Genomic DNA, 12,286 nt, shown 5'->3' with positions numbered 1-12,286 from the left:
ATGGGTAGTAGAGAGAAATGCATGCATGGCTACTTCACAACCGACGTTTAGTTCTCGACTATGAACAACTACCAGAGATTAGTGAAGCTCTGATTTACACTGCAATGATTAGATTAATGTTACGAAGACTTGGTGCTACAAAATCTGGCTGTTCTTAAGATTTGTTTTACAAACAGTCTCTAAAGCTTTGTACCTCATTAACTTCTAAACTGCTGTAATTTTTTTCTGTTTAAGTCTATAGTTGCACTTTTAAAGCTAGCGAGATGACAAGCTGTCTAAAAGATTTATTGTTATAGAAAAAAGCATTATATCAGCTAAAAAAATACTGCTCCATCAATTTTTTTGAGTTGTTAGGGAAAACCTGAGTTTCAATAGAAATAAAAAATAATTTTTCTCACTCCCCGACTCCTAACTACCGATTCATTTTTTTATATTAATATTAGAAACAGTCTTTAATGACGACTAGAAAAATTAATCCGATCGCTTAACTGTCGAATTGTTTGAGCTAAATTTAAGTCACTACTTTGTAGCTGACTAATTTTGTCACAACTATACAAAACAGTAGTGTGGTCTTTTCCTCCAAAAACTTCTCCTATTTTCGGTAGACTTAGATCGGTATGTTGTCGCATCAAATACATCCCAACCTGTCTTGCCAAAGTAATTTCTCGTTTTCTAGAACTTCCTTTTAAATCCTCTATAGGCACATTAAAAAATTCTGACACAGCCTTAATAACTGCTTCTGGAGATGCCTCTAATTTCTCAGTTTGTGGATTTAAAATAGGTGCAACATTCTCCACAGTCATCGGCAAACCTGAAATAGAAATATAAGTAACAACCCTAGTCAAAGCACCTTCCAACTCCCGAATATTTGAAGGATATCTAGAGGCGATATATTCAATTACATCCCTAGGCAAAACCATATTTTCATACTCAGATTTTTTCAGCAAAATTGCCATCCTAGTTTCCAGATCTGGAGCTTGAATATCAGCAATTAATCCCATAGAAAACCGAGAGCAAAGACGTTCTTGTAAACTAGGGATTTGATTAGGAGGTCTATCGGAAGCTAATACTACTTGTTTGCCAGCTTCATGCAAAGTATTAAAAGTATGAAAAAATTCTTCTTGAGTATATTCTTTGCCTTCAATAAATTGAATATCATCTACCAACAAAACATCGGCTGTTCGATAATGCTCTCTAAAACTTTGGAGACTATCTTTACGAATAGCTACAATTAAATCATTAGTAAACTTTTCTGTAGAAACATAAAAAATTTGAGATTCAGGCAAAATTTCCAAACGATAATGACCAATAGCTTGCATCAAATGAGTTTTTCCTAACCCTACTCCACCACATAAGAATAAAGGATTAAACTCTCGTCCAGGAGACTCAGCTACTGCTAAAGAAGCTGCATGAGCCATGCGATTATTCGGACCTACCACAAACCTAGAAAACATATATTTTGGATTCAGATTTGCTGGTTTAGGCTTTTGATTAGATAAACTTTCTGAAAGATCGCCAACCTTATTTTCCGACCATATAGATTCTGAATTATCTTTACCCGCACTTTCTCCGACTGTCGTAGTTAGGTAAATTTCTACAGGATAACCGAGAATATCATGTACAACATCAGCAATAGTTTTTATATAGTATTTCTGTAACCAATTTCGAGCAAAAGGATTAGGAGTACAAATTACCAAACAGTTATTTTCTAGTTGTTGGACGTTCGCTGTTTTAATCCATGTTTCAAAAGTAGGTCGGCTTAATTGTAATTGCAATCTTTCTAGAACTTGGTTCCACAAATTATCAAGAGAAATTTCCACTGGTGACATACTCCCACACTAAGCTGACGCTATAGCTATAGTGTGGGCTTCTCGTTTCGTAGTCCTGCTACTGCATCGGACTCCACGAGCTTTAAGGACGGAATGCCCTACCGCCCTATTTTTTATATTTATTGCCGCATTTCCTAGGTCATGCTGCGCAAACAAGTCGCGGTCTATGACGATACCGCAGTGTGGGCAAGAATGAGTTCGTATTTTTAATTCTTTCGGGACTTTTTCACTGCAATTCGAGCAATCTTGGCTGGTATTTTGAGGATTCACAGCTATAGTTTTCTGTCCAGAATTTCCGGCTTTGACAGCAAGAATAGACAGGAATTGTCCCCATCCAGCATCATTAATTGATTTACTCAATCGGGTTTTTGTTAACCCTGTAATGTTTAAGTTTTCATGGGCAATAACTTCAGCTTTTGATAACAATTCATTGGCTGTTTTGAAGTGAAAGTATTTACGCTTGTCAGCTACCTTTTTATGTTGTTTAGCTATAGCAAGAATAGCTTTTAACCATCTTTTGCTGCCTTTATTTTTACGAGATAAACGTTTTTGTAGAGTCTTTAATCGCTTCTGAGATGAGCGATAATATTGAGGAATTGGAACCAATTCTCTTTCACTTGTTACCAAGAAGTTTTTCAGCCCCATATCGATTAAGAGAGTATTTTCTGTTGTCGGTTCGACATCAGGGAAATAGGGAACCGATTTATCTTCTAAGGATAGCGTGACATAATAGCCATCAGCTTTACGACTAATAGTAACGGTTTTAATTTGAAAGCCTGACGGCAATGGTCGATGTTGAATCAATTTTACTTTACCAAAAGTAGGCAAATTAATCTTATTTCCCTCAAGACATTCTTGCTTTATTTTAGGGTAAGTAAAGCTACGATAACGATCCTTTCCTTTAAATCTTGGTTTGCCTAATCTCTCCCCATTTTTATCTGCTTTCAACCATCTTTCAAAAGCCAGTTTTACCTGTTTAATACAATCTTGCGATACTTGAGAATGAATTAGCTTGTAGTCAGGAAATTTATTTTTAGTATTGACTAAATCTTTTTTCTGAGAATAATAATCCGGGTTATTTCTTAGTTGAGCAATTGGCATTATTAAAGGGCAAGCATTAACCGGACAGCGATTTTCTGACCACCACGAAAACCGCTCACCCAAACGATAGTTGTACTGCCGACGCAACAAGTCTAGCCATAGTTCTATGGTAGACACTTGTTCTTTATTAGGCTTTAATTTGTATTGATAAGCCGTCCGCATTACTATAAACATTAGTTAGATCATTTTTATGATAACATCAAGTTTTGAGTGTTGAGCAGTAAGCAATATTTGTAAATTAATTGGGTTCAATGCCCCATTAATTTACCGCCGATTCATCTCGCGCCAAATCAGAGATTATGGCGCGAGGCTTCTCGACGATTTACCTAAAATTCATATAATCAAACCCTTAGATGGCACAAACTTTATTATTTAATGCTCTCCGTGCAGCCATAGATGAAGAAATGGCCCGCGACCAGACTGTATATGTTCTTGGTGAAGATGTGGGTCAATATGGAGGGTCTTACAAAGTTACCAAAGACCTTTATGCAAAATATGGGGAACTGCGTGTCCTTGACACTCCCATTGCAGAAAATAGCTTCACCGGAATGGCCATAGGTTCAGCTTTGACTGGGTTAAGACCCATTATTGAAGGCATGAATATGGGTTTTTTACTATTAGCCTTCAACCAAATTTCCAATAATGCTGGAATGTTGCGCTATACCTCTGGTGGTAACTTCAAAATACCATTAGTTATTCGTGGCCCTGGTGGTGTAGGTCGCCAGTTAGGTGCAGAGCATTCCCAAAGATTAGAAGCATACTTTCAAGCTGTTCCTGGTCTGAAAATAGTGGCCTGCTCAACCCCTTACAATGCTAAAGGTCTACTCAAAGCAGCTATTCGTGATGATAATCCAGTCCTATTTTTTGAACACGTCCTCCTTTACAATCTGAAGGAAGACTTGCCAGAAGAGGAATATTTGTTACCTATAGATAAAGCGGAAGTGGTACGGACAGGAAAAGATGTCACTATTTTGACCTACTCTCGGATGCGTCACCACGTTACCCAAGCAGTAAAAAGTTTGGAAAAACAGGGTTATGACCCAGAGGTAATAGATTTAATATCCCTCAAACCTCTAGATTTTGAAACTATTGGTGTTTCTATTCGGAAAACTCACCGGGTAATTATTGTGGAAGAGTGTATGAAAACAGGTGGTATTGGTGCTGAGTTAATTGCCTCAATTAATGAGAGATTATTTGATGAACTAGATGCACCAGTTCTACGTTTATCTTCACAAGATATTCCGACACCTTATAATGGTACGCTAGAAAGATTGACAATTGTACAACCAGAGCAGATTGTTGAAGCAGTACAAAAAATGGTGGGAATGCAAGTTTAAGTTGAAGTAATAAGCAAGAAAGCTGATGAACTTTTTTGACTTAAATTAACTATTAACTTCTTTGAGGTGAAATTGCTGCCAATCCCAGTTCGACTTCTGTCTTTAATGAGTTATCAATTGTTTGTTGTAGATATAGACGTTCCTCTAGGAGCGTCTTTATCAAAGAAAAGTAATTAGCACGAAAAGCACTCAGCAGTAAGTTTTTTATTTTTCTTTTCTTGCCCTGTTTCAAGATTGGTTAATTCTCTATAATTAAAATGAAAAACTGTTGATAGAGTTTTGAAAGAGGACTCCCGTTATAATTCTTGATTTAACGGGTAAACGAATTTAAAGGGCGAAAATATATTCACCAGCGAAACGCAAAACATCTTTTTTCCTGTTATATTCGTATCAAATGCAGAAGAAAAAAAATGGAGACTTGATTACTTTAACTGACAAGTACAAGCTTAAACAAACTCAACATCAAGAAGTAAAAATTAATCAGATGATTGATATTTTTCATTAATGGATAATTGATAATTACCTCTGGTTAAAACCGTTATTGATTGAATATAAGGAAATGTTATTTCTTTTTTTTTCTTAAAAGGGGAGGCTTTAAACCAGAATTATTTAATTATTAATTATTCGGTAAAAGCGTGTATAACTACACATTAAAAGAACGAAAGCGCTGGTCAAGTTATAGAAAATAACCAATTAATAGTTGTTGATTATTTTTGTGAATATATTATTCCGGCTGATGTAACCTAGCCTAATTACAACTATCAAACAAAAAACCTAACAATAAGCAAGAAAAATAATCCCAGATTAAAGTCAGTTAATGCTCAAGTTTTACAACAAACTTTAAATACTTTAGAGAGTATTTTTATGATATTAAATATCAAGGAAAAGATTTTTATCGGTTGAAGAAAAAGCTGAGAAGTTTCGTCTTTCCTGTAATTTAGTATCAGTACGCTACGCTAGGGAAAAATCTTTAGTCTATATTGAAATAGAATTTAATTTATCTTTTCTTTTGCGGGTTTAATGCCTCACCGTCAACGGGGGTGCTTAAAATTGTTTGGCGTTTGTAGACACAAAGTGGTGTGTTGAAGACTATCCATAAGCAATTTTCCCTTTCCTAGGTCATGCTGCGCAAACAGCTCCCACTGCCTTCTTCAAAATATGATTTAATTATTGGGTATTAATATTTAGTCGATCAAAGCTCTCTAAAAAAAACTCAAGATAGCAAAATATTAATCATTTTAAATAAAATACTAATTTTAGTTAGTTAAACTATGCGTAAACAAAATTCATATATAGCCTTAATTCTAGTCCTAGTAATAGCATCAGTAACAGTATTGAGTCAAATTCCAATTAGACTGGGACTAGACCTTCGAGGTGGGTCACAACTGACTATTCAACTACAAACCTCAGAAGAAGTTCCCACCATCGACGAACGGGTCATGGAAGGAGTCCTAAAAATTGTAGAAAATCGAGTCAATGCTCTAGGTGTATCAGAATCAGTAGTTCAATCTCTAGGACAAGACCAAATTCTTGTCCAACTACCAGGAGTAAATGACCCAGCTCAAGCAGAACGAGTTTTAGGAGGTACCGCTCAACTAGACTTCCGGGAACAATTACAAGGCACCGAGCAACAGTTAGCAATTGAATACCAACTACAAAGACAACGTTTAGTAGAGCAAAAATTACTGAAAAATAGTGAAGATCTAGAAGCTATAGCTAAAAATTTAGAATCTCTAGAAAAAACAAATCAAGCGATCGCCGGACTATTCAAAGAACCCACGCTCAAAGGCCAAGACCTGAGAGATGCTTTAGCAGAACCGGAAGCTCCTGGGTCTAATAACTGGAATGTGGCCTTGCGCTTTACCTCTGAAGGAGGACAGAAGTTTGCGGAACTTACCAAAAATTTAGCAGGAACTGGACGTAGTATTGGTATTTTCCTAGATGACCAACTTTTGAGTGCTCCTACTGTCGGTGTTGAATTTGCAGAAACAGGAATTACTGGTGGTAATGCAGTGATTCAAGGTAGATTTACAGCTGAACAAGCAAATGAATTGGCAGTACAACTGCGGGGTGGAGCACTGCCTGTTTCAGTAGAAATTGTGGAAAATAGAACTGTTGGGGCGACTCTAGGTCGAGATAGTATTCAGCGTAGCGTTTATGCAGGAGCTGGTGGCCTAATTCTGGTATTAATATTTATGGTCGTTTATTATAGACTTCCTGGGATAATTGCTGATGTAGCTTTAGTTATTTATTCTCTGTTTACCATTGCTAGTTTTGCTATCTTGGGAGTTACTTTAACATTGCCAGGAATTGCTGGTTTTATTCTGAGTATTGGTATGGCAGTTGATGCTAATGTTTTAATTTTTGAACGGACAAGGGAAGAGTTACGATCTGGTAAAACTTTATATCGTTCTGTAGAGTCTGGTTTTTATCGGGCTTTTTCCAGCATTTTAGATGGTAATGTCACAACCTTGATTGCCTGTATAGCACTATTCTGGTTAGGAACTGGTTTGGTAAAAGGTTTTGCTCTAACCTTGGGAATTGGTGTAGCTATTAGTATGTTTACTGCTGTTACTTGTAGTCGTACTTTGATGTTTTGGGCAATTGGTTTTTCCCAATTCCGCAAACCAGAATTATTTTGTCCTGAGGTGAACTACCCCAACTTGGTACGCTGAAGTTGGGGCATCTTTACTCACAGGGGAATACCTTAAGACAGACTTACCAATGGATAATTGATAATTAATAATTAATCAATTAGGTTTAAAGCCTCTCCTTAATTAAGGAGAAAAAAGCGGTCGAGGGATGGCGAGGTCTCGGAGCCATATCCAATCGACTCCTGTGAAGAAATCAGATTTTCTGATATTCAATTAAGAACGGTTTTAACCAGAAGTAATTATCCATTATTCATTATCCATTATCAATTAATGAAGCCCACCTTTTGCTCTTACTTCCCCTCCTTTCCTACGGGACTCTGCGCGAACAGCAGCAGTCCTTCCAAGACCGATAATTGTCTGATGCCTTCTATTGTGATATTTTTGCTGGCATTTTCATCACGGTCATGGTGTGTGCCACAATTCGGACAAGTCCATTTCTCATATCTAATGGTATTTCTGACATTTGGTAGAGACAATTACAGCAAGTTTTAGAACGAGGAAACCATCTCGAGATTTCTACTAACAAGCCTCCTTTTTGTTGTAGTTTATAGTCAAGGAAATTGACAAATATTCCCCATCCCACATCAGATATTGCTTTAGCTAGCTGATGATTACAAATCATACCCTTGACCTTGAGATTCTCAACGACCACTACTTGATTATCATTGACGATTTTTCTGGATAATTTATGTAGAAAGTATTGAAGGGCATTACTAATACGTTCGTGAACTCTAGCTACTAGCTGGCGTGCTTTTTGTTTTGATTTACTTCCTTTGTTCTTACTAGCTAATAAAGCTAGTTTTCTTGCTAAATTTTTCTGATGTTTCTTGAGGTGTCTAGGATTATTATATTTAGATTTTTTTCTCCATCATGGGTAATGCAAAAATCCTTGAGTCCTAAATCAATACCGACTACTTTACCAGTTAACACCACTTCAGGAGTTTTTTGAAGCATTTTTCCTACAAAAAAAATTTCTAAGTACCATTAGATGAAACATACTGTAAATAATTTAATTAACGTTTTGTACCTTGCCAATTCGACACACGTTATTAAAAATAAACCACTCAATAATTCAGGGTAAATCGCTAAATGACAAGCCTAAAATTACTTAAAATGCTTCTAAACTGGTACTCCGCCACTATTTATTGAGCGGATACTCGTTAAAACTACGACTATTCTAACTCTACCTGAGTTCTTTCTAGATCGCCTATTCTATAAAATAAGTTATATAGCATTACAAGAATTGGTTAGGACATTTTCTAATGCTAAAACCCTTTTACAATTTGCTATTCCCTATTCCCTAGCACCTATTCTATAAAATTAGTAAAAAATGAAAATCAGTGTTATTGAAAAGCGATCGCTATGGTGGACAATTTCAGGAGCCATCATTATTAGTGGTTTAATTGCCATGGTCATTTCTTGGACTAGGCCAGATATTGCAGCTCCTTTACGTCCAAGTTTAGATTTTGTTGGTGGTACTCGCCTGCAACTCGAACTAGATTGCAATATGCCTAACAATTGTAATGAAGCTATTAACGTTGCTGCTGTTAGAGAAATAATGAGCAATCAAAATTTAGGTAATAGCAAGATTCAAGTTGTAGGAGAAGAAAGACAAGCTCTTGATATACGCACCAAAACTCTAGATGTTGATACTAGAACTAAATTAATCGCTGCTTTAAGTTCAGAGTTTGGTGAATTCGATCCAAGTTCCACACAAATTGATACAGTTGGCCCGACTTTAGGACGGCAAATTTTTACTTCTGGGATATCAGCTCTCCTGGTTGCTTTCTTGGCCATTACTGTCTATCTAACTTTTAGATTCCAGTTGGACTATGCAGTATTTGCTTTTGTCGCTCTGTTCCATGACATATTAGTGACGGTGGGCATTTTTTCAATTATTAGTTTAGTAGTTGGTGTTGAGGTAGATAGTTTATTCTTAGTTGCTCTACTAACTATTATTGGATTTTCCGTTAACGATACAGTGGTAATTTATGACCGAGTGAGGGAAGTAATTAAGCGCTATCCAGGAGAATCAATAGATCGTATTGTTGATGATGCAGTCAATCAAACTTTGACCAGATCGATTAATACTACTGTGACTACTCTATTACCGTTAGTGGGTATTCTTCTATTTGGTGGTGAAACTTTAAAGTATTTTGCCTTAGCTTTAATTATTGGTTTTATTGCAGGTTCTTACTCTAGTATTTTTATTGCTAGTACACTTTTAGCTTGGTGGCGCGAGCGTATTGGTCAATCTATCCCTAACCCAATAGTAGAAGATTTTCAATTAGTAGAAGATCAAGAAAATACTGTTTAAAAATAACTATGGAAATGGAAAATGAGAATTTTCAAATTACAGCAGATTCCATCTTGGTGAGATACGCTCAATAGCGGGCATCTTGCCCGCAGTACAAAATTTAATTGTTAATATCTATATTTCATATACTTGGAATATGCTGTATAGTACTTAGTTATTACCTATCAATAAGTTTTCTAATAGTATTTGATTAAATTGGTATATCATAAAAGTTTTTCCTATTCCTTATTTCTTCCTCAAAATGAACAAAGATGATCCAATTTTAAAAGTCCGAGTCGAAAGACTTTACAGACTAATCATCTATGTTAGATGGCTGATAGTTGGGTTGCTGTGGATGAGTATTGGTTTTCTAAGTCTCTGGAGTTTACGCAGAGAAATTTCTTTGTGGGCAGAGCATTTTACTTGGATTGCCGTACGTTACGCTTTGATTTATCATAGGTTGCCGACACTTGGTTTAGGTTTGTGTATTGGTATGACAACTGCTCTTTTAGTTTGGCAAAGTAGACATATTCTTTGGGGTTTATCTCCTGAAGAACAAAAGCGTTTAGAAGAACAAGTATGTCAAATTAGTGCTCAAGGACCTAATAATCTTTTGTGGAAGTGGGTAATTAAAGATAACTCAAATTAATTCTTAATTAGGGACTTTAAATAATTTAAATAAAAATATATCTCTTTAGTCGGGTTCAGAGATGAGGAGGTGTCCAAGAATTGGATAATTTATTTTTTGCTATTTCCTTATAATTAATTAGTAGTATAATTACTACAGTTTTTTATTTTCAAATACTAGAAACTAGAAGTAAGTGCTAATTATTTAACTCGGAGGATGAGAAAAAAAGTAATAAGGATAAGGTTAGACTGACTTTTTTTTACTGAAAATCAATTATAAGTATAGCTGCCTTTAAATTCTAGCATCTGTATCCTATCTAACTAAATGAAAATTACTATAGCGTTTTCAAATGAGATGTCAAACAAGAGTTGGTTATTGACTAACAGTAAAAAGTCCGGCAAACATTCTTACCTGTTGCCTCTAATATGATTGCCTTTTGCCTAAAATCGTCCAGTTTTTTGACGCAACTCAAATGAAATTACTATATAACTGACAAATTTTTATCCAGAAAACAAAGGCAACAAATTATAGAAGGAAAAGTTTCAAACTTATTAAGTATGTTTTGAATGTTTTATATAGGATTTAGGATTACTAATATATATAGAAAAAAGTTTAAAAATTTATATTTTTTACTCTCAATGTCTGGAATTTAGTAGATACATAATGAAGAATTTGATATCAAACTAAAAAAACGCCAAAATAGATGAATTTTCTTCTTTAGGTTATACAGTTAGAGTATGTTTCAAGACTATCTATTGGTAGATAGTTTACTTCTACTTGCCCTGAAGAAGGAATAGGAGAATCTATAAGTTTTTGATACATCAAGATGATTCTATAAAAACCATCTTGAGTTTTGTGCAATTGTACTGTCTTTTAATTCCCAATTGATTGTAATAATAAAATATGCAATTTTTCTTGAAAAAATCTCCGCTAAAATTAAAACATAACAAAATATCTAAAAATTCAATAAAACGCCCTAAATTACCATTTTTTTTGATAATTAAACAACTTGCCTTTCACACAAAAGATAATCGTCATACTGGCAGTATTAAAAATTTTTTAGTTTTTTTGATCTTTATATCTTTGATCTATATAACAGTGCTAGCTCCTTTCGTAAAAACAGGAGTCAAAATTTTCGAGCAAACTATAAAAAAAATTGACATTGTTCAAGAATGGGTACAAGATAACTTCCACAAAATTAGTTCATTGTTTCCCCCATACTATGGCAAATCTGAGCATTTTCTCCCTTATGTAGTTCATACACCCTATTTTATTGACGATAGTCCTCCTGGAGCTTACGATTTTACTCTAGAGCAAAATGGTAAATTAAAAATTCCCATTCCAGCGCCCTGTCAAGGAACTATTCGTAGAACTAGATTTCAAGGCAAAAATGGAAGTTTTACAACTGCCCATGGTGCAGGTCAGATAGTTGAACTTATGTGTGATGGGACTAATTATTATTGGCTTATGGGCCATTTAGTTCAAGGTTCTCCACCAAGAACAGGAACAAGAATTAAGAAAGGACAACCAATTGGTATTCAAGGACTTACAGGAAGAACTTCTGGTTATCATGTTCATGCTCAGATTCACTATCATAGTGGGCAAAGAATTACTAACAGAAAGATTACTCGCCCTTTTGTTGAAAATTACATCAAATTTTTGAGAAAAGGTTCTTATTTGAATTGACATCCTCCCTACGTTGCTGATGGCACGACAACGCGGGATTTCTAAACCTCGCGACTCAGGACTTTCTGCTTCTAACGCACAAGCCTCATAGGCTAAACCTCTTTATGGTCTAAAAGCGTGCTCCACAGACTGACACTGCTAGCCCAGCAGTCCTTATCTATTTAGGATAGCATACCCTTGTAAGAACCGCTCTTATTGATTTTCCCATCCCTCCGCTCCCCTTCGGAAGAGCGCGGGTATTCAACCAACGTTAAGATAAATAGGCAAATATGAGAAAGTCAAACTTAAATTAATAAATCTTAATAAATATTAATTTCTGGCAAAAATTGTAGTTTGTTATTTTATTTATGTTGAGCAGTTAAGAGCATCTATCAACAGTTAATACTGACTATTTTCATACTCAGCGCTGGCAATTAATTGATTTAACATTTTCTATTTTCACTCCCCTTGACTTTGTGTTTACAAAAGTTTGCTCATAAATCTCGGTCATAACAGCTTAACATCAAAAATTTAATTTCTCTTAACGTAATATTTAACCCTAATTGCTAAAGTTTGAGATAACTTACATATAAGGAGTATCTGTTATAATACCAACGAGTGTACATAATATTGATGTGAAGGATAAGTATTATTCGCAGTAGCAAACTCTACTAAATTAGATATTTTTCAGATTATGAATCTACCTTGACAGTTTTTTTGCTCACAGGTTAGCTCCAAAGTTACAATAAAACAGTTAACAAATTACAAATATAGAA

7 protein-coding genes and 2 pseudogenes are annotated in these 12,286 nt (G+C 35.2%); 6 read left to right on the top strand and 3 right to left on the bottom strand.

All coding sequences use genetic code 11. The features are described 5' to 3' along the window. A pseudogene (locus F6K23_RS16325) lies at positions 1-158 on the top strand (transposase); the annotation flags it as partial. Between the two features lie 294 nt (positions 159-452). On the opposite strand, the gene dnaA reads toward F6K23_RS16325, so the two are convergent. Next, positions 453-1,829, bottom strand: coding sequence for a chromosomal replication initiator protein DnaA (dnaA, locus tag F6K23_RS16320; RefSeq protein WP_375340770.1), 1,377 nt, complete (start codon positions 1,827-1,829; stop codon positions 453-455). Positions 1,830-1,838: 9 nt separating this feature from the next. Further along, on the bottom strand, positions 1,839-3,104 hold the full coding sequence (locus F6K23_RS16315; protein ID WP_367267722.1) for an RNA-guided endonuclease InsQ/TnpB family protein: 1,266 nt from the start codon (positions 3,102-3,104) through the stop codon (positions 1,839-1,841). 179 nt (positions 3,105-3,283) lie between these two features. Here F6K23_RS16315 and F6K23_RS16310 point away from each other — a divergent pair, with 179 nt between their 5' ends. Continuing rightward, positions 3,284-4,267: an alpha-ketoacid dehydrogenase subunit beta gene (locus tag F6K23_RS16310; RefSeq protein WP_293157398.1), complete on the top strand. Its 984-nt coding sequence runs from the start codon at positions 3,284-3,286 to the stop codon at positions 4,265-4,267. Between the two features lie 1,271 nt (positions 4,268-5,538). Continuing rightward, positions 5,539-6,942 (top strand): protein translocase subunit SecD, encoded by a 1,404-nt coding sequence (gene secD / locus F6K23_RS16305; RefSeq protein ID WP_293157395.1) that lies wholly within the window; start codon positions 5,539-5,541, stop codon positions 6,940-6,942. A 326-nt stretch (positions 6,943-7,268) separates the two neighbouring features. On the opposite strand, the pseudogene F6K23_RS16300 reads toward secD, so the two are convergent. Next, a pseudogene (locus F6K23_RS16300) lies at positions 7,269-7,842 on the bottom strand (RNA-guided endonuclease InsQ/TnpB family protein); the annotation flags it as partial. Positions 7,843-8,251: 409 nt separating this feature from the next. On the opposite strand from F6K23_RS16300, the gene secF reads away from it, so the two are divergent. The 3 genes from secF to F6K23_RS16285 all read left to right on the top strand — a co-directional run bounded on the left by secF (position 8,252) and on the right by F6K23_RS16285 (position 11,531). Then, a complete protein-coding gene (gene secF, locus F6K23_RS16295) occupies positions 8,252-9,238 on the top strand; it encodes a protein translocase subunit SecF (protein ID WP_293157392.1) in 987 nt (328 codons plus the stop codon). A 241-nt stretch (positions 9,239-9,479) separates the two neighbouring features. Continuing rightward, the gene (locus tag F6K23_RS16290) at positions 9,480-9,866 is read left to right on the top strand and encodes a hypothetical protein (RefSeq protein ID WP_293157389.1); all 387 of its coding nucleotides are present in this window, start codon (positions 9,480-9,482) and stop codon (positions 9,864-9,866) included. Positions 9,867-10,943: 1,077 nt separating this feature from the next. Further along, positions 10,944-11,531 carry a M23 family metallopeptidase gene (locus F6K23_RS16285; RefSeq protein ID WP_293157386.1) on the top strand — a complete coding sequence of 196 codons (588 nt, stop codon included), beginning with the start codon at positions 10,944-10,946 and terminating at the stop codon, positions 11,529-11,531. Positions 11,532-12,286 lie beyond the last annotated feature (755 nt).

The sequence above is a fragment of the Okeania sp. SIO2C9 genome (assembly GCF_010672455.1).
GTDB lineage: Bacteria > Cyanobacteriota > Cyanobacteriia > Cyanobacteriales > Microcoleaceae > Okeania.
The sequence above is the reverse complement of the archived record's forward strand: the minus strand, read 5'-3'. Positions and strand labels throughout refer to the sequence as shown.